23 protein-coding genes and 1 pseudogene are annotated in these 24759 nt (G+C 37.5%); 19 read left to right on the forward strand and 5 right to left on the reverse strand.

Annotated features, from left to right (window positions below):
* The 6 genes from UXI14_RS13160 to UXI14_RS13185 all read left to right on the forward strand — a co-directional run.
* On the forward strand, positions 1-643 hold a 643-nt coding region (locus UXI14_RS13160), incomplete at its 5' end, for a gliding motility-associated C-terminal domain-containing protein (protein ID WP_335966530.1).
* A gap of 1 nt (position 644) precedes the next feature.
* Positions 645-1562 carry a PorP/SprF family type IX secretion system membrane protein gene (locus tag UXI14_RS13165; RefSeq protein WP_277898605.1) on the forward strand — a complete coding sequence of 306 codons (918 nt, stop codon included), beginning with the start codon at positions 645-647 and terminating at the stop codon, positions 1560-1562.
* Between the two features lie 213 nt (positions 1563-1775).
* Positions 1776-2159 (forward strand): DoxX family protein, encoded by a 384-nt coding sequence (locus UXI14_RS13170; RefSeq protein ID WP_335966531.1) that lies wholly within the window; start codon positions 1776-1778, stop codon positions 2157-2159.
* 25 nt (positions 2160-2184) lie between these two features.
* A complete protein-coding gene (locus UXI14_RS13175; RefSeq protein WP_277898607.1) occupies positions 2185-2457 on the forward strand; it encodes a Kazal-type serine protease inhibitor family protein in 273 nt (90 codons plus the stop codon).
* A 2-nt stretch (positions 2458-2459) separates the two neighbouring features.
* Positions 2460-3257 carry an AraC family transcriptional regulator gene (locus tag UXI14_RS13180; protein ID WP_335966532.1) on the forward strand — a complete coding sequence of 266 codons (798 nt, stop codon included), beginning with the start codon at positions 2460-2462 and terminating at the stop codon, positions 3255-3257.
* An 86-nt stretch (positions 3258-3343) separates the two neighbouring features.
* Positions 3344-3697, forward strand: a complete 354-nt coding sequence (locus UXI14_RS13185; protein ID WP_335966533.1) for a cupin domain-containing protein — start codon at positions 3344-3346, stop codon at positions 3695-3697.
* 25 nt (positions 3698-3722) lie between these two features.
* Here UXI14_RS13185 and UXI14_RS13190 read toward each other — a convergent pair whose 3' ends face one another.
* Positions 3723-4703: a helix-turn-helix domain-containing protein gene (locus UXI14_RS13190; protein ID WP_335966534.1), complete on the reverse strand. Its 981-nt coding sequence runs from the start codon at positions 4701-4703 to the stop codon at positions 3723-3725.
* A 118-nt stretch (positions 4704-4821) separates the two neighbouring features.
* On the opposite strand from UXI14_RS13190, the gene UXI14_RS13195 reads away from it, so the two are divergent.
* The 7 genes and pseudogenes from UXI14_RS13195 to UXI14_RS13225 all read left to right on the forward strand — a co-directional run bounded on the left by UXI14_RS13195 (position 4822) and on the right by UXI14_RS13225 (position 13811).
* Positions 4822-5238 carry an SRPBCC family protein gene (locus tag UXI14_RS13195; RefSeq protein WP_335966535.1) on the forward strand — a complete coding sequence of 139 codons (417 nt, stop codon included), beginning with the start codon at positions 4822-4824 and terminating at the stop codon, positions 5236-5238.
* 56 nt (positions 5239-5294) lie between these two features.
* A pseudogene (locus UXI14_RS13200) lies at positions 5295-5350 on the forward strand (hypothetical protein); the annotation flags it as partial.
* 89 nt (positions 5351-5439) lie between these two features.
* Positions 5440-5514, forward strand: coding sequence for a hypothetical protein (locus UXI14_RS13205; protein ID WP_335966609.1), 75 nt, complete (start codon positions 5440-5442; stop codon positions 5512-5514).
* 45 nt (positions 5515-5559) lie between these two features.
* A complete protein-coding gene (locus tag UXI14_RS13210) occupies positions 5560-5976 on the forward strand; it encodes a VOC family protein (RefSeq protein WP_277898613.1) in 417 nt (138 codons plus the stop codon).
* A 594-nt stretch (positions 5977-6570) separates the two neighbouring features.
* On the forward strand, positions 6571-8340 hold the full coding sequence (locus UXI14_RS13215) for a hypothetical protein (RefSeq protein ID WP_335966536.1): 1770 nt from the start codon (positions 6571-6573) through the stop codon (positions 8338-8340).
* Between the two features lie 191 nt (positions 8341-8531).
* Positions 8532-12458: an MBG domain-containing protein gene (locus UXI14_RS13220; RefSeq protein ID WP_335966538.1), complete on the forward strand. Its 3927-nt coding sequence runs from the start codon at positions 8532-8534 to the stop codon at positions 12456-12458.
* A 30-nt stretch (positions 12459-12488) separates the two neighbouring features.
* Positions 12489-13811 carry an OmpA family protein gene (locus UXI14_RS13225; protein ID WP_335966539.1) on the forward strand — a complete coding sequence of 441 codons (1323 nt, stop codon included), beginning with the start codon at positions 12489-12491 and terminating at the stop codon, positions 13809-13811.
* 307 nt (positions 13812-14118) lie between these two features.
* Here the strand turns inward: UXI14_RS13225 and UXI14_RS13230 are convergent, their stop codons facing one another.
* Positions 14119-14934: an SDR family NAD(P)-dependent oxidoreductase gene (locus UXI14_RS13230; RefSeq protein ID WP_335966540.1), complete on the reverse strand. Its 816-nt coding sequence runs from the start codon at positions 14932-14934 to the stop codon at positions 14119-14121.
* A gap of 339 nt (positions 14935-15273) precedes the next feature.
* Here UXI14_RS13230 and UXI14_RS13235 point away from each other — a divergent pair, with 339 nt between their 5' ends.
* The 3 genes from UXI14_RS13235 to mtaB all read left to right on the forward strand — a co-directional run bounded on the left by UXI14_RS13235 (position 15274) and on the right by mtaB (position 18277).
* Positions 15274-15924 (forward strand): RNA methyltransferase, encoded by a 651-nt coding sequence (locus tag UXI14_RS13235; RefSeq protein ID WP_335966541.1) that lies wholly within the window; start codon positions 15274-15276, stop codon positions 15922-15924.
* 73 nt (positions 15925-15997) lie between these two features.
* Positions 15998-16516, forward strand: a complete 519-nt coding sequence (locus tag UXI14_RS13240; RefSeq protein ID WP_335966542.1) for an SRPBCC family protein — start codon at positions 15998-16000, stop codon at positions 16514-16516.
* 423 nt (positions 16517-16939) lie between these two features.
* On the forward strand, positions 16940-18277 hold the full coding sequence (mtaB, locus tag UXI14_RS13245) for a tRNA (N(6)-L-threonylcarbamoyladenosine(37)-C(2))-methylthiotransferase MtaB (protein WP_335966543.1): 1338 nt from the start codon (positions 16940-16942) through the stop codon (positions 18275-18277).
* A 37-nt stretch (positions 18278-18314) separates the two neighbouring features.
* Here mtaB and UXI14_RS13250 read toward each other — a convergent pair whose 3' ends face one another.
* Positions 18315-18608, reverse strand: a complete 294-nt coding sequence (locus tag UXI14_RS13250; protein ID WP_277900759.1) for an N-acetyltransferase — start codon at positions 18606-18608, stop codon at positions 18315-18317.
* 210 nt (positions 18609-18818) lie between these two features.
* On the opposite strand from UXI14_RS13250, the gene UXI14_RS13255 reads away from it, so the two are divergent.
* The 3 genes from UXI14_RS13255 to cls are packed head-to-tail and all read left to right on the forward strand — an operon-like array spanning position 18819 to position 21926.
* Complete coding sequence (locus UXI14_RS13255; protein ID WP_335966544.1) at positions 18819-19487, forward strand: alpha/beta hydrolase; 669 nt, start codon at positions 18819-18821, stop codon at positions 19485-19487.
* A 31-nt stretch (positions 19488-19518) separates the two neighbouring features.
* Complete coding sequence (locus tag UXI14_RS13260; RefSeq protein ID WP_277900761.1) at positions 19519-20472, forward strand: lytic transglycosylase domain-containing protein; 954 nt, start codon at positions 19519-19521, stop codon at positions 20470-20472.
* A complete protein-coding gene (cls, locus tag UXI14_RS13265; protein WP_335966546.1) occupies positions 20472-21926 on the forward strand; it encodes a cardiolipin synthase in 1455 nt (484 codons plus the stop codon). The genes UXI14_RS13260 and cls overlap by 1 nt, the downstream gene beginning before the upstream one ends.
* A 90-nt stretch (positions 21927-22016) precedes the next feature.
* Here the strand turns inward: cls and UXI14_RS13270 are convergent, their stop codons facing one another.
* Positions 22017-23351, reverse strand: coding sequence for a M28 family peptidase (locus UXI14_RS13270; RefSeq protein ID WP_335966547.1), 1335 nt, complete (start codon positions 23349-23351; stop codon positions 22017-22019).
* A gap of 65 nt (positions 23352-23416) precedes the next feature.
* Positions 23417-24733 carry a VOC family protein gene (locus tag UXI14_RS13275; RefSeq protein ID WP_335966548.1) on the reverse strand — a complete coding sequence of 439 codons (1317 nt, stop codon included), beginning with the start codon at positions 24731-24733 and terminating at the stop codon, positions 23417-23419.
* Positions 24734-24759 lie beyond the last annotated feature (26 nt).

The following is a 24759-nucleotide window of genomic DNA, read 5'->3' on the forward strand; positions in this document are numbered from 1 at the left end:
CGCGGGCAATGCAGAGGATTGTTCGGAAAGCGTTTTTACGACCGAAAAACTGGTTGAAATCCCCGATTGTACTTCCTTGCTTCAACCGTTGGACAATGCCACGGGCGTATCGGTAAGCACGGGTCTGGAATGGCAATCGGTCGCCACGGCCACGGGCTACCGCCTTTCTGTCGGGACAACTTCCGCAGGAAATGACCTGATCGATAATCTGGACGTTGGCAATGTGACTTCGTATGTTTTTACAGAAGAACTTCCGAAAGACACCCAACTATATGTAAGAGTGGTTCCGTATAATCAATCTGGATCCGCTTCGGGATGCAATGAATATAGTTTTAGTACAATTGCGTCACATTCAATCAGCAATAAAACCAAATATGGAATTTCACCCAATGGGGACGGGATTAATGATTATTGGGAAATCCCCGGAATAGAAGCATATCCCGATAATACGGTTGCGGTATACAACCGATGGGGCGATAAGGTTTTTGAGGTAAACGGTTATGATAACCAAAACCAAGTTTTTAGGGGAACCGCAAACAGGTTGGGAAGTTTGGGAGCCAATAAACTTCCTGACGGCACTTATTTTTATTCAATTACCACCAATCAATCTAACATGCAAGGATTTATTGTGCTAAAAAATTAATATGAAACAGTTAAAAATTATAATATTTTCAATTCTTTTTATTGCAATTATGCCCATTACGGCACAGCAAACACCTACATATTCAGACTATATGTATAATGCATTGCTAATTAATCCGGCACATGCAGGTTTGTATACAGAAACTGAAATCGTTATGACGAACCAAGGGATGGGAAATTCTATTGAGGGAAGTCCGAGAACTTTTACAGGAACGTTTAATTCGTCTATAAACCGTGGAAAAATGGGATTTGGTGGCGGTATTTTAAACGATGAAATAGGAGTTACACAAGCAACGCAGGTTTTCGCATCGTATGCCTATAAAATACGCCTGGGACACGATTACGATCAGCCAAGATGGTTTCAGGCAAATCCGCAGGTGATTTCTTTTGGAATAACGGCCGGGTTTTTATCGTACCGCGAAAATTTATTGGAACTGGGGCTACAGGACGATCCAAATTTTGATGAAAATATCAACGTAAATATTCCAACCATTGGCGTTGGCTTTTTATACAACCGACGGGATGTTTACTTTGGTATTTCTGCACCGAATGTACTGGGAAATACATTGGCCTCAGATAAAAGTATTAATCTTCAGAGTCCGTATTATGCTTATTTTGGATATCGGTTTTACGGAAATATTTTGGAAGATTATATGATAAAACCCAATGCACTCCTTAAATATGAAGAAGGGGTACCCATGCAATTGGATATAAACCTTTTGGTGAGTTATAGGAACAAAGTTGAAATTGGAGCAGGGTACAGGACCACTTCCATGTTTAATTTTTTGGCAGGATTTTACCTGCTCAATAATTTTAGGATTATTTATTCCTACAACTATAGAATATCAAATTCGCCCCTTACCAATACACATGGACTGTCTTTAAGTTACCGTTTTGGTAAGGGGTATAATAATAGTTGAAAGTAGGAATATATTTTTGAGATTTCCAACTTGAGCATTTATTTTATAATAACGAAAAGCAGTTGTCGCAATCGCCCCTTTTTATTGATGGTTCTTGCATCTTCTATATTGAAAATTTCTTATTAATTTTATACTGAAACAATTCCGGTATAAATCTATACAGGTTTTTGTTTAAACTAAATTGATTATTAACCAACTTTAAAATTTAATAAGATGAAAAAAATCATTCTTTTTATTTTGTCCCTTTTGTTTGGGCTTATGTTTATTAATGCGGGCCTAGATAAGTTTTTACATTACATGCCAATGCCCGAAGAGATGCCCGAGGACCTCTTGAAAGATATGCAGGCCATGATGGAAATTTCCTGGCTTTTGCCATTAGTTGCCATAGCGGAGATTGTGGGCGGAATATTAATTATTATTCCAAGAACAAGAGCTTTGGGCGCATTGATTATCTTCCCGGTAATGGTAGGTATTTTACTGGTAAACACAACAGTTGTAGTGGATAGCAGTGGTTTAGTTACAACACTTGTATTATTTGCCATTTTACTTTGGATACTTTACGAAAACCGTCATAAATATAAGCCTTTGATGGACTAGCTGAAAAATAATAAAAGTACGATTTATGAAAAAAAATGGTTCGTATACCAAAAGAAGCATAGGAGTTAAAAGGCTCCTTGCTTTTTTTTGCATTTTTATCTTTGTCATTCTATTAGCTGCATGCGGAGCCAAAAAAGGTTTTGGTTGTATAGACACTTCTGCAATAACCGATGGACCTTGTACCATGGAATATGCCCCCGTTTGTGGTTGCGATGGAAAAACCTATAGCAATCCATGCCAGGCCAAAAATAGCGGTGTAACCTCATGGGACCAAGGTGCTTGTGAAATTGGTAAATAGCAATGGTAACAATTGAAACTTTCGGGGAAGATATAGATATTACCACACCCAAACGGATGATGAAGTATGTGTTAATATGGTGTTCTTCTGGAAATGCAATTGTTGTAGTAGACGATAAGGAATTAAAACTTGAACCACATGCTGTTATAACCATTACTTCTGGGCAGGTACATTATTTTAAGAATGCCCATAATGCCAAAGGTTATATTTTGGAATTTACCTTGGATTATTTCTGTAAGGATGATAACGACATAGAACTCGTTTTTCAAAATGGACTCTTTTGTCACTTTGCCATGAATGAAGTAATAACGATAGAAAATTTCAAGTTTTTGGAGGAACAATTACGAAAAATTGAAGACGAGTTAAAACAAAAACCTTATCAATATCTTATTTCTGTTCATTCTAGAATCGAGTTGGTTTTAATTGAAATAAACCGTTCGAAAATAAAACAAGGGAATGAAATCTGGAAACCCGATGCCTTGTTCCTGAAATTCCTGGAACTGGTGCGTGCTAATTTTGAGGAGCAATATTCCATAAGCAAATATGCTCAATTGCTGGAAACTACAGAGTCTAAGCTCAATGAGCAGTCAAAATTATTTACCGGAAAAACTGCACAAAATGTTGTTTACGGACTTATAGTTTCCGAGGCAAAACGGCTTCTTACCTACGAAAAGTTAATTGTAAAGGAAGTAGCTTTTAATTTAGGGTTCTCCGATCCGTTTTATTTTTCAAATTTCTTTAAAAGGTATGTTGGAATGTCACCAAAAGCTTATCAAACCCAATATGCAATTGTAAACTGAAAAAGTACATGCTTTTCTGGAAATTGTCTATGTTCTCACGTTCTGTGGCTCCATACATTTGTGATGTAATAAAAAAATAGAAAGTCATGAAAGTTACCGTTAAAAATTCAATTGTAAAAAGCAGTTCGCTAGCATGGAAACCTTTGGTCGAAAAGGGCATTTTATATCAGGGGGTATATGTAAAATCGTTAAAATATGATGAAAAAGCCAAACGTTCCCCGTCAATTTTATTAAAGTTCGAGGCAGGGGCTTCTTATCCATACCACAACCATCCGGGTGGCGAAGACATTTTTGTGCTAAAAGGAAGTTGTAAAGTCAACGATGAACACATGGGGGCGGGCGATTTTTTGCATACGCCAGTACATTGCAAGCACGGTGTAAGCTCAGCTAAAGGTTGCGAATTGCTCCTTAACATTCCACAAGAAGTAGAAATACTATAAAAGCACTTAAAAAAGTTAACCGCAATTAGTCGGCCATTCCCTCTTTATTGTATTTGTTACGATATTCAATGGGGGTCAGGCCGGCTATTTTTTTAAATACGTTCCTAAAAGCCTTGCTGTCAGAATATCCCACATCGTACATAACTTCAGAGATATTTTTTCTACTCGATTCAAAACTCCGCTTTGCAGCTTCCACCTTTACCCTTTGCAGGTATTCTATTACCGTATTATCGGTTGCCTGTTTAAAGCGCCTTTCAAAGCTCCTTCGGCTAATGGCCACCATTTTGGCCAAATCGTCAACCGTAATTTTCTCTTGGAAATTTTGTTCTATGTATTCTTGTGCTTTCTTTATTTCTTCGTCATTGTGGTCTTTTTGGCCTTTAAACATCATAAAAGCGGCCTGGCTGTTTCTATCGATGTCAATGGCAAAATATTTAGAGGCCAGAATGGCGGTATCCCTATCGGTATATTTTTCCAGCAGATAAAGTAACAGGTTAAAATAAGAGTTGGCCCCACCGCTGGAATATATTCCAGATTCTTCGGTAATAATGCTTCCGTCCATAATTTCAACTTCGGGAAAATTTTCCTTAAACTCATCATAATAGGCCCAGTGGGTAGAGCATTTTTTTCCGTTGAGCAACCCGGTGGCGGCCAATAAAAAAGCACCTACACAAAGCGATGCAATTTCGGCACCATTTTTATAGTGGTTTACTATCCATGGAATAGCGGTGTCGTTTTGCGCAATGGCCGTTTTCATGTCTCCAAATAATGGAGGTATAATAATCAGGTCGGCTTTATTTGCTTCATCAAAAAGCATATCGGGCTGTACGGAAAACATCCCGTTGTTAAATTTCACCTCTTTAGTGCTCCCCACCAAGCTAACATTAAACAAGGCTTCCTTTCCATTGGCCTGTAAAAACTGATTGGCACCAGAAAAAATATACCGTGGGGAGGCAATGGTTTCTATGACCGCCGACTCTGGAACGAGGATAAAAACTTTTTTCATAATCCAAAGATAATGAAATGATGTGGCGCAATCAACCCTTATAAATGCCGTAATTATGCCCTTGATATGTGCGCAATTATTTAAAAATTTGTATCTGAACCATTAAAAAAGAAAAATTATGAAACAGATAACGGTAAAAAGCAAGGTAAATGCCCCGGTGGGTAAGGTATGGAACTTATGGTCTACCCCAGAACATATTGTAAAATGGAATACCCCTGCGGAAGATTGGCACACGACCCGGGCAGAAAACGACCTTAGGTCAGGAGGCAAATTTTTGTCAAGGATGGAAGCCAAAGACGGAAGTTTTGGTTTTGATTTTGCCGGAACCTACAATGAGGTAATACCCAATAAGCACATAGCCTATACCATAACAGATGGCCGAAAAGTAACGGTAGACTTTCAAGAAGAAAACAATGAAACGTTAATCGAAACCGTATTTGAAGCAGAAAACCAAAACAGTTTGGAGCAGCAGCGCGATGGCTGGCAGGCCATAATGGATAATTTTAAAAAGTATGCCGAAAAATATTCAGTTTAAATCAATATAAACTGAAAGTAAATAAGGTAAGTCCAATTAAATAAAAACAGATAGTCATGTCATTTCAATCATATTTAAATAATATTCAAACAAAAACAGGTAAAACACCTTCCGATTTTTGTGCGTTGGCCCAAGAAAAGGAATTTACCAAAAATGGCATCATCAGAAAAGAAATAAAAGCCACCCAAAATTACCAATTGGTTGAAAGAAGATTACCAATATGGGCATGGGCATGCAATGGCTATTTATGCCTATTTAAAAGGTAAAAGGGAATAAAAAGTTTGTAAAAAGCAAAAACAAATTTTTCTGAATTCTTTTACTATGAACCAAATCATTACATACTTTACATTTAACGGAAATTGCAGGGAAGCCATGGAGTTTTATAAAAATTGCCTTGGAGGGGAATTAAATATACAGACCATTGGCGATTCTCCCGAGGCCTATAAATTCCCCAAAAACATACAAGAGCTTGTATTGCAGGCTTCCCTAAAGTTGGGCGCCATAAAACTAATGGGTACAGATATGAACGATGATGAGCTGGTAAAAGGAAACGCTGTTTCCATATTATTAGACTGTTCCAGTGAATCTCAGGCCAATAAATATTATAAAAATTTAAAAAAAGGCGGTATTTCTTCACATCCAATCAAAAAAACATATTTAGGAGATACTTTTGGCGGGCTCACCGATAAATATGGACATCATTGGCTGCTTTATTGCAGGAAGGTAAATAACCGGTAAAAATAAAAGTAAAGAAGTTATATCCTTGTTCATTTGCAGTCCATTTCTAGTTTTTTATTTAATATACAGATATTATTGGGTACTTTTATTTTAGTTTGTACACTGTTGCGATGGGTAATATAAATGTGGGGGTCCAGACGCCCCCCTATTTTTAGAAGGGGCTTTGTAATGGACCGAATTGTGGAAGGTGTTAAAATAGGGGCCATGTATGTTGATATTGACAATGGAACATCTCTCCGGACGTAGAGGTAGAGCTTGAAAAAGTAATAATTGAGGGGGTAACCTTACAGACCTTAAAGGTCGACGTACGCTTGCATACCGATAGTATGGCAAGCGTTTTTTACCTGAAGCGGTCGGGGAACCGGACCAGACGATTATCGATTGTGTCATTGACAAATGGGGAGCGAGTTTATTGTCATGGAGGAGAAAGCTTGGGAGGTAACAAATGCAGGAATAATCGGTTGAACAGTCATATTTACTTAGGTTAATTTTGAAAAGGTTTATGAACTTCTTTTAAGTTAAGAATCTTAAGATGAAATAATAGGGGGATATTTTAATTTATAAATGATTAAATTTGACAGAAACCCTAATTGAATGAGCAGATTTTATCTTTTTCTACTACTTATTTCTTATGTTTCTCCAATAAATGCACAACAAAGTATTCAACTGGAACCTATACTTAAAAATCGATCATCTGCTGATAGGATTCGAAATATAAATCGGTACATAATAAAAAAGATTGAAGAAACTGATGGCAACGACAATAAGCAAAAGGAGTTGGAAACTATATTGAAAATAGCCACTTCATTAGCCTATAAATATAAAGATGAGCCCTTTTTAAAAGAATTAAATTTTATAAAACTTACTCCATTTACTTTTATTGAGACCGATTCTCGAAACAGGATTCAGGGATACGAAAAAGTACTTGAAAATGATAAATTCAAAGAAAATTCTTTGTACAGGGCAATCTGCCTCCACCAAATAGGACAAAATCAATTTGTATTGGAACGGTACGGATGGGCATTTGAAAACTCCTTAAACGCCCAGAAAATATTCAAAAAAATTGGATATGAGAACGTACCAAATATAGGTAAATATTTGCATGACCTAGCTTTGGATTATTATTATTTTAGGAATTATAAAAAGGCCATCGAAGCGATGAAAACTTCAATAACATTGCCAAAGTTTAATAACAATCTTGATATACAGCGCTACAATACCTTAGGAATGTCATATTTGAAAATAAATAAATTGGACAGTGCTAAATTTTATTTAAACATGGCATACAAAAGAGCTGAAATTTATCGTGATTCTGTATGGATGGGCATTAGTTCAGGGAATATTGGAGAGGTTTATTTATTGGAAGGGAATAAAGAAAAGTCCGTAATATACTTTAGAAAAAATTATAATCTCAACAAAAATACCTATCAGCATATAGAAATATCCAGAGAAGCGTGTTCAGACCTTGCAAAAGGTTATTTGGCAACTGATTCGCTTGAAAAGGCATATAATTATATTACCTTAACTGAAAATTATTTCAATAAAAATAACTCCTTTGAATTTGGTGAGCAACAACAATATGAAGTAGCAAAAAAAGATTACTATCACAATTTTTATCAATATTATAATAAAACGAAAGATTACCAAAAAGCACTTTTATATAGGGATAGCCTTCAAGAAGTGGAAAAAATAATTAACTCTAAATACAAGACGGCACTGGTTAAAATGTCTCAAGATAAACTGCTAATACAGGAGAATCAGGCCAAATTAAATTTACAAAAAGAGGAGCAGGCAAAGCTTAGGTTGCGTTCAGGAATATATATTTTAATCGTTTCCTTGCTAGCGGCTTTTGGTTTTTTACTCTATTACATAACAAACACCAGGAGAAAAAAGGAGCGACAGATATCATTGCAAAAACATAAAATAAAGGAGTTGGCCTACCAAAATACTCAAAATGAACTATCGTTAGCAGTAAATAAATTAAATAACCTTACAGAAAAAGTAAAAGAAAAAAACGAACTTATTCAGCAATTGCAGCAAAAAGATAAGGGAAGGCAGGATATGCAACTGTTAAATGAATTGAAAAGCAGTATTATCCTGACCGATGAAAACTGGAAAGAATATCAAGAAATATTTGAACAGGTTTATCCAAATTTTATCCATAGACTCAAACAACAGACCCCGCAATTAAGCCCAGCTGAGTTACGCTGTTTGTGTTTAGAAAAATTACAGTTGTTTAATAAAGAAATGGCTGCTGTTTTGGGGGTTTCTGCAAATACCGTCATGGTAACAAAACACCGTATTCGAAAAAAATTACAATTAAAAACACAGGACGAACTACAACAATGGGTCATGGCCTTATAACTTGAAATACAATAAATTGGCTTGAGTATATAAAATTATACGTTGGTTAATTTGTTTGTTTTTAATAATCTAAACGATTCATGGAGACAATTGTAATGTTTTTGTAATGCGTGATTTTCTTCTTTTTATATAGTGATTTCTACCTTTAGCGCTAACCTTTGGTTAGCCAATCAAATCTATAAGCTGAAAATATGAAGAGAGTTTTACTTTTAGCACTTTGTAGTGTCACTTTTTTTTACATAGAAGTTGGTTTTTCGCAATCCTGTATGGATTCCCAGGTTCATTTTTATGGACCAATTTTGGGTTATAACAAAACCTTCTCGATTAACTTTGAGATGGACAGCGAATTATTGCTACAATCATTTGTTCCCGCAGGCGGGAGCTTAGGAGAAAATCCGGGTCAGATTACTACCAATGTAACCTATGAAAGTAGTAACACATCGGTGGCGGTTATTAGCGAAAAAGCCTCGGAATATTACATCAAAATCAAAGGCATTGGGACGAGCATTATAAAATCCCATTATAATGATGACCCTGTAGATTGCAGTATTGCCTTTACGCTAAAAGTAGTTTCTCCGGTAATAACTCCAAGTCCGGGAAACATTCTGTACGTTAATAAAAATGTTAGCGGGGGAAACCAAAGTGGCAATAGTTGGAACAATGCTATTCACGAACTCAGTGATGCCCTAAGTTGGGTTAGGTCAAATTGGGATGTTGACTTAGATGGTAATTTGGAAATATGGGTAGCACAAGGATTATATATGCCAGTTACACCTACCGATCTTAATAATGTAACTGATAACGAACGAAAAAAATCGTTTTCAATGAGAAAAGGGGTGGCTATCTATGGGGGGCTTTCTGGAACGGAAAGCACAAGTTTTAATATGGACACAAGAGATTGGCAGGCGCATCCTACGGTTTTGAGTGGGGATATAGATAGAAATGATAGTACGGATGGCAATGGAGTACTTACATCTTATGAAGATATTTCTGGAGTTAATAGTTATAGGATATTTGATAATTCCAGTTTAGATACTTCGGCCATATTGGATGGTTTTATCATTACAGGGGGAAATGCTAACGGAGCGCTTACAGAAAATGAAATTACAAACGGTGGCGGGATGTATAACGGACAAAGTTCCCCGACTTTAAAAAATCTGATATTTTCTGGTAATTCGGCAATACTTTACGGAGGTGCAATGATAAATAGTAATGTTGTTGTAGCAGGGGTTTCTAGTAATCCCATAATAAATAATGTTACGTTTACGGGAAACCATGCTGGAGAGTCTGGAGGGGCAATATGGAACGATATAGGAAATCATCCCAGTTTGGTAAACGCCACTTTTTCCAACAACCTTGCAGACCATTCAGGAGGTGCAATCTACAACAGTGAAGGTAGTCATCCTACAATACATAATTCACTTTTTAAAAACAATATATCAATTATTGGTGGTGCTATGGCAAACATGGGCAATCTAGGCCTAGATAATTCATTGCCTAGTGCATCACCAACCATTCTTAATTCTGTTTTTTCTGGTAATATGGCCATAAGTGATGGAGGAGGAGGAGCCATCTACAACCTTGGAATTATGTCCCCAACAATAGTAAACTGTACATTTACAAAGAATGTTGCAGAAGAAGAAGGGGGCGCTATTTATAATTTGTTGTCGTCTCCTTTGATAAAAAACTCCATTATTTGGGATAATGAGGCATTAGGGAGTACATCTATTCCGCCGGCATCGGTATATACCAATAGCGGGGGGCATAAAACTTTTTTTTCAAACAGCATTATTGCCAATTTTGGGGGGAGTAGCACCTGGGACGATGCAATGGGAATCGATGGAGGCAATAATATAGACATAGATCCAGAATTTGTAGATACTGTTCCTGGAACTACAGAATACCTGTTCTTAAAAAAATATAGTCCAGCAGTTAACAAGGGAAGTAACCAAGCTTATATCGATGCTGGTGGAAACCCGACGACTGATGTCGATTTGGCGGGAAAACAACGCCTCTATAACGGGTCTCCTACGAACGATATTATTGATATGGGCGCTTATGAGCTCCATACAGATCCTGTTCCGTTTGTTAAAAATGTTTCTTCCCCAGAAGCAATAGCGGTAGCATATGGGACTGCTTTAACCGAAATAAACAACCTTCCCACAGAGGCAACAGCTATATTAAACAATGAAAACGAAGTTATTGTTTCGCTAGACAGAAATACAGCTAATTGGACATTGTTGACACCTTCAGGAGGTGTATTTAATGCTGAAGTTGCAGGAACATATGTATTCAACATACCACTAATTCTTCCAGAGGAAGGAGATATTCCATATTTTGCCAATCCTGATGAAATAAGCGCACAAGTAACCATTAAGGTATTAAAAGGCTCCCCCGAGCTTACAGTTTTATGGGATGGAATAAACATCGATTTAAATAAAGGACTTTTGTTAACCTATGGGGATCAAGGAACGTTAACAATAGAGAGTAGTAACCCTAATGGGAGTTTTAGTTATACTTTAGAGGGTGATGCTTCTAATATTTTGAATTTAAATGACTTGAAATCGGTATTCGCCCAGCAGGTGGGGAATGGTATTTTAACTATTGAACAAGAAGCTACCGAAAATTTTGAAGCAATTACAAAACAAATTGATGTAATAGTAGAACAAAAGCAAATTACTATTCTTACAGAATCAGACCAAGGGAAAACTTATGGTTCACCAGATCCGGAGCATTATGGTTTTGTGCTTGATAGCGGAAGTTTCTTGGCAGAAGGTGATGGCCTGACAGACATTGTTTCCGAAAGCAGACGAGAAATGGGCGAAAATGTGGGGAATTATAATATCAAATTGGAATTAAATGGCGTAAAGGCATCTAATTATAATATTACGTTTCAAGAAGACAATGATGCATTTGTCATTTCCCCTAAGTTGGTGACTATAGTAGCCGATTATCAGAAAAAAAAGTATGGCGCATCCGATCCCGAACTTACTTATACAGCAAGCCCAAGTTTAATTGGCAACGATAATTTTGAAGGAATGCTGGCAAGGGAAAAAGGAGAAGCTGTAGGCACATATAGCATTGATCAAGGAAGTTTAAAACTAAGTAATAATTATACAATCAATTATTCATCGGGTACTTTAGAAATTACAAAGGCGCCCTTAACTATAACCGCTGAAAATACATCAAAGGTCTTTGGAGAGGCCGATCCAGAATTGACCTATAAGGTCATGGGTTTTGTAAATGGAGACGGGACAAGTATTATAACAGGAAAATTATCTCGAGAAACCGGGGAAGATGCAGGTACCTATCCAATAACCCTTGGAAATTTAAATGCAGGGGAGAACTATGATATATATTTTGAAGCTTCAAGTTTAGAAGTTGTCAAGGCTGATCAAAACATCGTCTGGAATCAGCAATTAAGCTTTGGTTGTGGGAGTGGGTCGCAGGTTTCGTTGACGGCTTCGGCCAATAGCGGGCTGCCTATAAGCTATGTTGTTTCAAATAACTCTATTGCTGAAGTGTCTGGCAATGTTTTAACCCATAAACGGTCTGGAGCTGCAACAATAATGGCCATGCAGTCTGGAGATAAAAACCATAACCCTGCTACTTCAATTCAAAAAACATTATTGATAAGCCAGGGAGGGCTTATACGTCAGCACTGGGACGATGTTTTGATGTTCGACAACAGTAACGGAAACTTTGTAGGTTACCAATGGTATAAAAATGGTACCGCCGTTCTTGGGGCTACCCAACAGTATTACTCCGAAAATACTGCCTTGAATGGTAGCTATTACGTAGAGGCTTTTACCGAAAGCGGAGAAGTAATCACCTCTTGCCCCTTGGAATTATCAAGAGAAAGTGTCAGCAGAAGGGCAACCGTAATACCAAATCCTGTTATGGCTGGATCGGAATTTGTTCTTGATGGCAATTTTGAAGAACCATTGCTCAATGGGGCCAGTATTAACATTATTGACTTTAATGGAAGGGTCCTGCAAACGGTTCCTGCCATGGGCTCCCGGACACGGCTTACGGCACCTATGCAAACGGGCATCTATGTGGTATTGCTCAGTCTTTCCAACGGAGAAAGGAAAACGGTAAACCTTTTAGTAAAATAAAAAGCACATAGCATTATCAATCAATAACATATGAAAATAAGAATAGTAACAAGCCTGTTTTTAATATGGATGGTATCTGGACAGGCTCAGGAAATTATGCTTAAATTGGATGGAGGTACCTCCGGGATAGCTTATAACAGTTCGATGGGAAATGGTACATTGGGCTTTGGTGGTGGTATAGGAGTAGGATACACCTATTTTTTTAATAATCATTGGGGGCTCCAAACCGGAATAGAGGCCAGGTACAATAGCAATACATTTGAATTGTATGACAACCAACAACAGATTGTAGTAACCAATGAGATAGACGACCAAGGCTCCGCTTTCGAGTACAGGGTAAATACAAGCAAGTATAGAGAAGATCAACATTTTTATAGCTTTGGTATTCCCGTAATGTTACAGTACCGAGGTGCAATTTCAGATAAAACGGGATTTTATGTCGGGTTTGGAGGAAAAGTACTGTTTCCTACAAAGCAGCAGGTGGCGGCTAGCGCCAAAGATTTAGAGTTAAGTAGTTACTATCCGGATCTTAATCTAGAGATAGACGATCTTCCCGTTCATGGATTTGGTAATACCAACGATTGGGAAAATGATGTGGAAGTTTCCTTAAAAACATCTGTGCTGTTAAGCGTAGAAGGGGGGCTGATTTTTAAGCTAAAAGAACACTTAAAATTATATACGGGCATTTATATAGATTATGGGCTTACGGATTTACAAGACGAGAATCCAACGCAGAACCTAGTGGATTATAGCCCTAATGGACTGGAAATGGTAACTGCAAATGGAGTGATGGCAGCAGAAGGAATTGTAGAAAGCAGCAAGTATCTTTCGGCAGGGATACAGGTTAAACTAGGTTTTCGGTTAGGAAAGAAAAATGCATTACAAGCAGAAAAAACAGAAGTGGTTACCATAGAAGAGCCTATGGAAACTAAAGCTTTGGTCCCCAAAGTGGTTGAAAAAAATCATGAAGAAAATATAATAGAGCCAACACTTACCGCTTCAGAGGTTGCTTATATGGAAAAACCATTGGTTTTTGGAAATATTGACCAGATAGAAATACCGGAACAATTAACCGAAAGGTTAAAAACCATTGCCGGACTAGCAAACAAAAATAAAGAATCAAAACTCTATATTACCGGTTATACTTGTGACTTGGGAAGTGAATCAATAAATAAAAAAATCGGGATGAAACGTGCCAGATCGGTAGCAGCTTATTTAGAAGCACAAGGAATTTCCCGTGACCGTATGGAAGTAGAGTCCAAAGGAGAGGCTGAACCACTGTTCCCTAATATAACACATAAAAACAGGGAGAAAAACAGAAGGGTTTCAATAGAAGTTGTGAGCGAAAATTAAAATAATAAAAACGCCATCACTTATTGGCTATGTGATGACGTTTTTTATAAGTCGGGATAACGGGAGTCCAATCGAACAAATCATTCCTCTTTTGCAGTTCTTGGAAAGGGTAATGGGCAATAAAGACAAGGATTTTACATTGAAAGACGATGACCTGTGAGATTTATAGTTTCCTTTCAATCACCTTATTCTTGATAGGGATAATCCCTAGTGTAATCAAGTAGTATTTATCCGCCCTGTGGACATTTTTAAATAAAGAGGGACCATGGACAGAAAATATCCATAGAGCCTCTTTTATATTTAGAACTTACTTTCCATGGGCGGTTTCGGAAACTTCCTTCCAATCCGTCCAACCGGCCATTCTTTGCTCGTAAACCTGTTTCACAAATGGAAGTCCGACTTTTCCTAAAAGCAATCTTAGAGGTGGCTTAGAAGATTCCACTAAATTTAACATGGCTTCTTTTGTCGCTTCAATTTTCCCATAAGAGTCGGGGGATGCACTCTCCTGAAAAGCTTTTTTAACGGGGTTATATGCCTCTATTTGCTTTTTTGCGGAAGTACCGGCCCATATATCGGTTTCATACCCATTAGGTTCCACGATTGAGATATTAATTCCAAATCCTGCAACCTCAGAGGCCAATGTTTCACTTAGACCCTCTACCGCAAACTTGGTAGCATTATACAACCCTAAAACAGGAAGGGTAACCAGTCCCAATATACTTGAAACCTGTATAATGTGCCCATTCTTTTGTTCGCGCATTATGGGCAATACCGCCTGGGTTACATTTAAAAGACCAAAGAAGTTGGTTTCAAACTGTGCCTTGGCTTCCTCCTCACTGAACTCCTCTATTGCGCCAAACATAGTCAGCCCTGCATTGTTGATCAAAACATCGATGCTTCCAAAGTGGTCTTTGACATCTTTAACGACCTCAAAGCTTTGTGTTCTATTGGTGACATCCAATTGAATCGGGAATATTGCGTGGCCAAACTTATCTTTCAAGTCGTTTAAACGCTCTACATTTCGTGCAGATGCGGCCACTTGGTACCCTTGTTCCAAAAATGCTTCTGTCCAAACTCTTCCGAATCCTTTTGAAGCTCCTGTAATCAAAATTGTTTTTTGCATATCTACTAGTAATTTAAGTGTTATAAATGACCTATCGGTCATTTTTAATTTAAAAAAAATTATTTGTTCTGCTCAACGTTAATTGATGACTGTTATTAGTTAATGGTTAATTGTTTATTAAAGATCTGAAACTTGAAACCTGAAATAGTGATTAGTCCATCCACTGGCATAGCATAGCTACGTAACAGCATAACAACATAACAATGAATCAAAAACCTGAAACCTGAACCCTGAAACCTGAACCTTGAAACCTGAACCTTGAAACCTGAAACCAAAAACTCTGAACCCTCAACTCTCAACTAGAATATTTATAAATTTACATTCCAAAGCATTATATATATGTCCAAAGCATTATTGGAATATTTAGAAGGATTTATTACCAGTGCCCGTAAGGAACGTATACAAGAAATACTTTTAGGGCGCACCAAACACTTTACCGTGGTCATAGAAGATGTGTACCAACTGCATAACACAAGTGCCGTGATAAGAAGTTGTGATGCCTTTGGCATACAGCAGGCACATGTTATAGAAGAACAGTATGGCAAGCGTTTGGACAAGAACATAGCTATGGGTTCACAAAAATGGGTAGACGTATACTGTTATGCCAATACCCAAGACTGTATAGGGGCCATAAAGGCACAAGGCTACCAGATTATAGCTACTACGCCGCATAACAATGCCTGTATGCTGGAAGACTTTGCTATCGATAAAAAAAGCGCCTTGTTTTTTGGTACCGAAAAAAGCGGATTAACCCCTGCCATAATGCAGCAGGCCGATGGATATTTAAAAATACCCATGCACGGTTTTGCCGAGAGCTTAAACATATCGGTTTCCGTGGCAATAATCCTGCAACATTTATGTGCCAGGCTCAGGAAATCCAATATAGAATGGCAGCTTACCGATGGGGAAATGTTGGAAAAAAGAATAGATTGGTCCAAAAAATCCATAAGGAGCATTGAAGATGTTTTAAAAAGGTACAACAATGGCTAAACAATAGGTATTTGGTTATGTTATTTTTAGTAAATTTATAGTTCTTATCGAGCGGGTTATGTTGGCAACAATTATGTACATATTGGGGGGTGTTATCCTATTGGTTGTTTTTTTGGGGGTTATTGCGCCCAAAAATTACCATGTAAGCAGGAGCATACAAATAAACAGGCCTCTTCCAGAGGTATTTAATTATTTAAAGTTTCTTAAAAACCAAGACCAATGGTCGCCGTGGTTTCAAAAAGACCCGAACATAAAGAAAGGCCTTAAGGGCATAGATGGGAGCATAGGTGCGGTAAGCTGGTGGGAAGGAAACAAAGAAGTGGGATCTGGCGAACAGGAAATCAAGCGTATACTGCCCAATGAAACGATAGAGACCGAACTACGCTTTATAAAACCATTTAAATCTACTTCTGAAGCCTATATTAAAGTAGAAAAAGTACTCCCCGAAACAACCACGGTAGTCTGGGGGTTTTCGGGCCTATATAAATTCCCCATGAATATCTTTATGATTTTTATGAACATGGACAAGGCCGTCGGTAAAGATTTTGAATCGGGGCTATCAGACCTAAAACATATCCTTGAATCAGAATAGTTGATGGTTCCAGTCACTTCGACGCAAGGAGAAGTCGCATACTATCTATAAGTTAATGAGTTAATGAGTGAAGGTTTTTTTGTTTCAGAGGTTCAAAGATGCAAAGTTACAAAGTTGCAAAGGTTCAAAGATTTAACCATTAATATTTATCTGTTAACAATCAACTAATCCCTACCCCCCCTTTCCCTAATCACTATTCAAAGATGCAAAGGTTCAAAGTTGGGTTTTAGTTATTAGAGGCGTACAGCTCTCAACTCTCAACAACATAGCATCATAACATCATAACAGGGTAACAACCTAAAATCTAAAACCCTCAACTCTAACAACCAACAAAAACCTTTTAATACCTGCAAATAAGTTGGTATATTTGTACGCTTTTTTTAAAAGAAATAGATAAAGGTCAACATGTTAAAAGTCAACTACATGGAAAAAAAGAAAGTAGCGTTTTATACATTGGGTTGCAAGCTTAATTTTTCAGAAACCTCTACCATAGCCCGAAACTTTACAGAAGAAGGGTTTGACAGGGTCGAGTTCTCTGAGAAAGCAGATATATATGTAATCAATACATGTTCGGTTACAGAAAATGCCGATAAGCGTTTTAAATCCATTGTAAAACAGGCCCAAAAAGCAAACCCCGATGCCTTTGTGGCCGCTATTGGGTGTTATGCCCAATTAAAGCCCGAAGAATTGGCCGATGTTAATGGCGTAGATCTGGTTTTGGGAGCTACCGAAAAATTTAAAATAACCCATTACTTAAACGACCTTTCAAAAAATGATTACGGCCATGTACACAGTTGCGAGATCGAGGAAGCCGATTTCTATGTGGGAAGTTATTCTATTGGAGACAGGACCCGCGCTTTTTTAAAAGTACAGGACGGATGCGATTACAAATGTACCTATTGTACCATACCGCTTGCCAGGGGGATTTCGAGAAGCGATACTTTAGAAAACGTTTTAAAAAATGCCAAGGAAATTTCAGATCAGGGAATTAAGGAGATTGTACTTACGGGCGTAAATATTGGCGATTACGGAAAAGGGGAGTTTGGTAATAAAAGGCACGAACATACTTTCTATCAACTGGTTACGGCCCTAGATGAAGTGGAAGGGATCGAGCGTTTACGCATTTCGTCCATAGAACCAAATTTGTTAACGAACGAAACCATCAATTTTGTAGCACAAAGCCGCACTTTTGTTCCTCATTTCCATATACCGTTGCAAAGTGGGAGCAATGAAATATTAAAGTTGATGCGCCGCCGGTACCAACGCGAATTATACGTAAACAGGGTAAGGCAAATCAAGGAAACAATGCCACATGCGTGTATAGGCGTGGATGTAATTGTTGGTTTTCCCGGAGAAACAGACGAGCATTTCCTGGAAACCTATAATTTTTTAAATGAATTGGATATTTCCTATTTACATGTGTTTACATATTCAGAAAGGGATAATACCATTGCCGCCGAAATGGACGGAGTGGTTCCAAATAAAGTACGTGCCAAACGCAGTAAAATGCTAAGGGGCCTTTCTGCCAAGAAACGGAGGGCTTTTTACGAAAGTCAACTGGGAAGTTATAGAACGGTTTTATTTGAAGGCGAAAACAAAGAAGGCTACATACATGGATTTACGGAAAATTATGTAAAAGTAAAAGCCCCGTGGGATCCATCGTTAATAAACACCCTGCACGAAGTAGAATTGACCAAAATAGATGATGACGGATTGGTGCGTTTTGAGTTTGTAAAAGAAAAGAAGTTGGTTGAGCTGTAAAAAAATAAAAGCCCTGCAATTTGCGGGGCTTCTTTCTTTAAATCCTAATTCCTACAGGTAATAAATCTTTAAATTCTTTGTGCTTTCTAAGAAAACCAGCTATTTGGGGGCTAGTAGGAACTACACTTAGGTTTTTTCCTTCAATATGCTTCAGTACGGTTTTGATAAATTCATCTTTAAACTCAGGATCTGTTATCTCTTCCGGAATCACAAGCTTGGTTAAAAAGACCTTTCTTTCTTGTGAAGCATACTCGATTTTTGCGAGCTTTCCTTCAATTTTTGTTTCATATTGACGCAAAAACTCATTGTCATTAATTACTACTTCATTCATTATTACGAGGTTTTAAAAATCACTTTAAAAAACTGCCAAATACGATACCTAATCCTTTTAGGTGATCCCTCCAAAAAAAATGGAAAGATTGATAAAATTTGGTACAATTTAATTTTGGTCCTTGGTTATATTGATGAAGAATTATATACCTTTAGCGATGCAAAGGTACTAAAAAATAGCTAATCATCTATTTTTCAATCATTAATATATATGGATTCTAATTTAATACATGTTTATTGCATGCCGGGAATGGCTGCAAATCCATCAATATTTGAAAACATAAAACTCCCCGGGGATAAATTTAAATTACATTACCTGGAATGGGAAATTCCCAAAAAAAACGAGACCATTGAAGCCTATGCCGAGAGGATGACACAATATATCACCCATGAAAACCCGGTATTGATGGGGGTTTCTTTTGGAGGGATTTTGGTTCAAGAAATGGGCAAAATTATTCCCGTAAAAAAAATAATTGTAATATCGAGCGTTAAATGTAATAGAGAGCTCCCCAAAAGGATGATTTTTGCAAAGTATACCAAGGCACATAGGTTGTTGCCAACAGGATTGGTAAACAACATGGAACTTTTGGCAAAATATGCTTTTGGAGATACTGTAGTAAAAAGATTAAATTTGTACGAGAAATACCTTTCCGTTAGGGACAAACATTATTTAAACTGGTCTATAGATAATATTGTAAATTGGAAACAGGCAGCACCCATTCCCAATACAATTCATATTCAAGGCGATAAAGATGCTGTTTTTCCTTGCAGTTATATAAAAAACTGCATTAAAATTAAAAACGGGACGCATATTATGATTATCAATAAATTTAAATGGTTTAACGATAATTTACCTAAACTGATCTTAAATGAAAAATAGATCTAATTTGTATATTTATAAAAAAATGAAGATGAAAAACGTGAAAAACATATTGATTTTAATTGGGGTAATTGCTGTTTCGGCCATATTTATAAATGCTGTTCAATCTACTTCACCCCAACAAGAAGCTGTAACCCCACAAAAAGAAAAGGATAGTTTAAGTTTGGTGCACGATTATAATGTATATGCCCTTAAAATACCACATGGAATTAATTTTGCGGGAGAGCGTGTCCCTGTTGAAGACCCGGACGTAAAAGAACGGCTGGACAGGGAATTATTGGTTAATACCTATTGGCAGTCCAATGGTTTGTTGCTTATAAAAAGGGCAAATAAGTATTTTCCCATAATCGAGCCCATTTTAAGGCAACATGGCGTGCCCGACGATTTTAAATACTTGGCAGTTATAGAAAGTGGGTTAACACAGGCAGTTTCTCCGGCTGGAGCTACTGGTTTTTGGCAGCTTTTAAAGGGTACCGCAAGGGAGTACGGACTGGAAGTGAACGATAATGTGGACGAGCGTTACCATATTGAAAAATCTACCGAAGTTGCCTGTGAATACTTAAAAAAGGCAAAAGAACGTTTTGGAACCTGGACCATGGCGGCCGCATCGTACAATGCTGGCCAGTTTGGAATGGCTAAACAATTGGAACGCCAGGAAACCGAAGGATATTACAACGTATTGCTGGGCGAAGAAACTAGCAGGTACGTATTTAGAATATTGGCCGTTAAGGAAATATTGTCTCACCCAGAAGAATACGGGTTTAATTTTGATGAAGAGGACCTCTATACAAGAATTCCCTTTACCGATGTTGAAGTAGATACGGTAGTTCAAGATTTTCCAAAATTTGCAAAAAAATTCGGGATTACCTACAAAACCTTAAAAATCCACAATCCTTGGTTAAGGGAAACAAACCTTAACAATGCATCCAGAAAAAAATATTTTATCCAAATACCTAAGGCGGGTTATTATCCACCTGTAAAATAATGTGGGATTATGTAAAAAATTATTTGTGGGAATTTTTATTGGGGTTCAATTATCTATTGGCATTGATTGCAGCCGTAACAATACTGCTTAAAAATATTAACCCCACTAAAACACTTTCTTATTTAATAGCATTGCTTGCTTTCCCTTTTGTGGGGCTAATAGTCTATTATTTCTTTGGACAGGATTATAGGAAGTTTAGAATATTCAAGAAAAAAAATATTTTAAACCAAAAAAACATACAAAATTGGGCACATCAATTGGTACTCAATAAAAAAGAAGCATATTCCATTGGGGAAGAAGTGCTTAATGGCGATACAAAGATTATTAGGCTTATAGACAGCGAGAAGAAGTCTCCGTTGACAATTAACAATAAAGTAGAAATTTTAATAAACGGCGAGCAAAAATTTAAAAGGCTTTTTCAGGACATTCAAAATGCAACTTCGTCAATTCATATAGAATATTATATTTTCAGGGATGATGAAATAGGTTCCGAACTTATAGAAATCCTTTCAAATAAAGCCGATGAAGGTGTTTGCATAAAGATAAATTACGATTCGGTAGCTAGTTCTATTTCCGATAAAAACATTTCATTTTTAAAAAGCAAGGGCGTAGAGATGTATCCTTTTATGCCTGTTTATTTTCCAAGATTTGCTAGTAAGATAAATTATAGAAACCATCGAAAAATGGTCATTATAGACGGTAAAATTGGTTATGTGGGCGGGATAAATGTTGGAGACGAATATGTAAACAAAGAAGGCAGGAGGTTTTGGAGGGACACGCATTTAAGAATCGAGGGTCAGTCGGTCGGGCTATTGCAGCTTCATTTTTCGTTAGATTGGGACTTTGTTTGCGACAACGATATTAAAGTTGAAGACAGTTGGTTCCCCGAAAGTAGCATAGACGGAAAAATCCCTATTCAAATTGCCGCCAGCGGGCCCGATACAGAATGGGCAAGCATTATGGAAGCAATGTTTACGGCCATTAATTCTGCAAAAAGGTATGTCTATATAACAACTCCTTATTTTATACCCAATGACGAAATTTCATTGGCCATGGCCACAGCTTCAAGAAGTGGCGTGGATGTACGCTTGATAATCCCTAAAAGTTGCGATTCATGGGCCGCCAAATATGCCACATATTCTTATTTGGAAAAATTATTGCGGGCAGGCGTAAAGATATATCTCTACGAAAAAGGAAATATTCATGCAAAAACCATGATTGTAGACGATGTTTTTACAACTGTTGGAACGTCTAATATGGATTACAGGAGCTTTCATATCAATTTTGAAGTAAATGCCCTTATTTACGATAATGATATCGCCAAGGAAATGTTGAAAATATATATGGAAGACCTTCAACATTGCGATCAAGTTGATGTTAAAAGATGGTTGGACAGGGGTATTCTCCAACGGTTAAAAGAATCTTTTTGCCGTTTGTGGGCGCCACTTTTATAGGCGGAATATTTATTTTCAGCATAAAAAGATATCTTTGATCAGGCCAGTTCAAAACCTTGAATTTTAAAAAGGAAACCAGTTTCCTTTTCTTTAATCCTTTATAATATCATTGGGGAAAACAACCACACTTTCGTGTCCGTTTTCGCCAACAGCGGCAATTCCAAAGAAAAAATTGTCAATAACAATCCCATCCAAGGTAAAAGAATCCACATCTCCAACATACCGCGAATGATCCCATGTGGGGGAAGTAGTATCCCTCCAATAGATTTTATATCCTTTGGCACCCTCGACCTTTGTCCATTTAAGTTTAGCCGACGCTTCCACGATGCCACCAATAGCTACTTTTTTTGGCGCAGGCGGAGCCCAGGCAATAGCGGCAAGGTTAATAGCATTTACAGCTGTAAGTTTAGCCGCATAATTAAAGTTTACATGTTTAAGCACATCTCCATATTCAATACCGTTTTCTGTACGGATGTCTTGATGTTGCTGGGTATAATTTTCATGAGCTTCCATAATGCGTATCCCAGCAAATCCAACATCGTTAAAAGGACGATGGTGACCGCCACGGCCAAAACGGTCCAAGCGGTATATCATCATGGGGTTCATTTCGGGCATATAGGTTTTTACATTTGTATGTACATATCGAGCAAGTTGCCTGGAAATACCATCTACTTCGCCACCATAAAACCTGCGCATTGTTCGTTGTTTTTCGGTTTCGGTTGGAGGCGTAGGCTCCGAGAAAATCCTAAAATCGGTATTGCTTATAATGCCATCTACACCTTTAATATTGCCAATCATGTCATTATTAAAAATACCAATAACATCCCATCCTTTTTCTTTGGCATAATCGGCAAGTCCCTTACCACCAAATAAACCCTGCTCTTCTCCCGAAAGCCCTACGTAAACAATACTATTTTCAAAAGAATATTTAGAAAGTACCCGCGCTGCTTCCATGGTTCCTGCCATTCCACCGGCATTGTCGTTTGCCCCGGGGGCGTCATCGGTAAAATTATTGGCATCAGATATGCGCGAATCAATATCGCCGCTCATAATAATGTATCTATTTGGATATTTGGTGCCTTTTTGCACGGCAACTACGTTTACTACCCATACATCTTTGGTAATGCGGTTATTGGTACCCTTTTTTACAAAATTCTTTTGGTAAAATACATCCAGACAACTGTTGCAATTGTTTGCAATGGCCTCAAACTCACTTTTAATCCAACGGCGTGCGGCACCAATGCCACGAGTGTTCGAAATGGTATCGCTCAAGGTGTGCCGGGTGCCAAAGTTTGCCAGTTTTGTAATATTGGTTTCTATCCTATTGGCAGAAACGGCATCTATAATATCGTAAATTTTGGTGTCGGTTTGTGCGTACACAGTTGTGTAGGCACATATAAAGAATGCATACAGAAAGGTCTTCATTTTGGGTATTGGAATTTAATTAAAGACCTAAAGTTAAAAAATATGTTTTTTATATCAGCATAAAATCATTCATCGGTAGCCCCGATAATTTCAATAAAGGTACCGTCGTAATCTTTTATCAAAAGAAAAGATTCGCCATTTTCAAATGCAATAGGCGTATCGCCAAGGAGTTTTATGTTGTTTTCTTGAATACGTTTTAAATAAGGGGCGACCGATTTTACATAAATGGTAATATATTGAACGCCCATATCCTGCTGAATGTAATCTGGATACCAGTTTTTATGCTTTCCAAAAGACATTAATTTGAGCTCTGTAGCGTTGTTGCCTTCGGCCAACTGAAGTACGGTAACTTCTGCCGATAGTCCGCTGGTAAGCCCAGATTTTCTTCCAAATGCTTTATCAATGGTAAATTTTCGGGTTTCTTTCATCCCTAATATATCTTTATAAAATGCCAAGGATTTTTTTAAATTGGTAACCACGATGCCTATGTCTATTATGGCGTTGTTTTGTTGCTGAATATTTTCGGGAATTTCTTCATTTACCACAATGGCAATTTGTTTTCCATTAGGGCTTATTGCCAACCTGGTAATGCCTTTTAAGTTGAAGTATTCCAAAGATGAAACGGGAATCCACTTTTGGCCACCTTTGGGATTGTATTTGTACAAAACTTCTTCCTTTCCCATCAAGATGGTCCCGTCTGGGCCCCATGCCATGTCTTCCATACCTTCAAGTGTATTGGCAATAAAGGCGTCGGTTCCAGAAATGGGGTCGAACGACCGTATTTCCCATACATCACTGCTTTTGTCTATATAGCTAACAAGGTTTGTATTGGGGATTTTACATATGGAACGCCCAATATTTTCTTTAAATGTAAAGTTGGTCTGGTTCTTTAAGTTATTTACAACAAGCTTCGAATTGTCCTCTTCGGGCACAAAAGACACGATGGTATTTTTATCGTACCAACTGTAATACCCTATTGTTTGGTCGCTTATCAGTTCTTCGTACCCGCCGTTCAGGCTACTGTAATTATAAAGGCGTTGTTTTCCATCATTATCGAGCCTGATTGCAGCATATATATTGGTTTTTGGGGTGGCTTGCGGAGAGAATTCATTCCCGGGGGTATTGGTAACCCATTGTTGTGTTTTTTTCCTTAGGTCTACTTCTTTAATATCTGTTTGATGGTTTCTGGTTGAAGTATATAATAGCAGGTTGTTATCTATAAATGAAGGTTGATTGTCATAAAACCCGGGATTATTGGAAAGATTAACGGGGTTTGTCAACCTAAAGGATTTATCCATATCAAATAAATAAACTTCGGTGGCAATTTGTGCTTGAAGCCACATAGAAGTTGCAATAGCAATTATAGATAGGGTAGTTTTCATAATTGATATAATAGACCAACTATGAC

The sequence above is a fragment of the Galbibacter sp. PAP.153 genome (assembly GCF_037029175.1).
Taxonomy (GTDB): Bacteria; Bacteroidota; Bacteroidia; order Flavobacteriales; family Flavobacteriaceae; genus Galbibacter; species Galbibacter pacificus.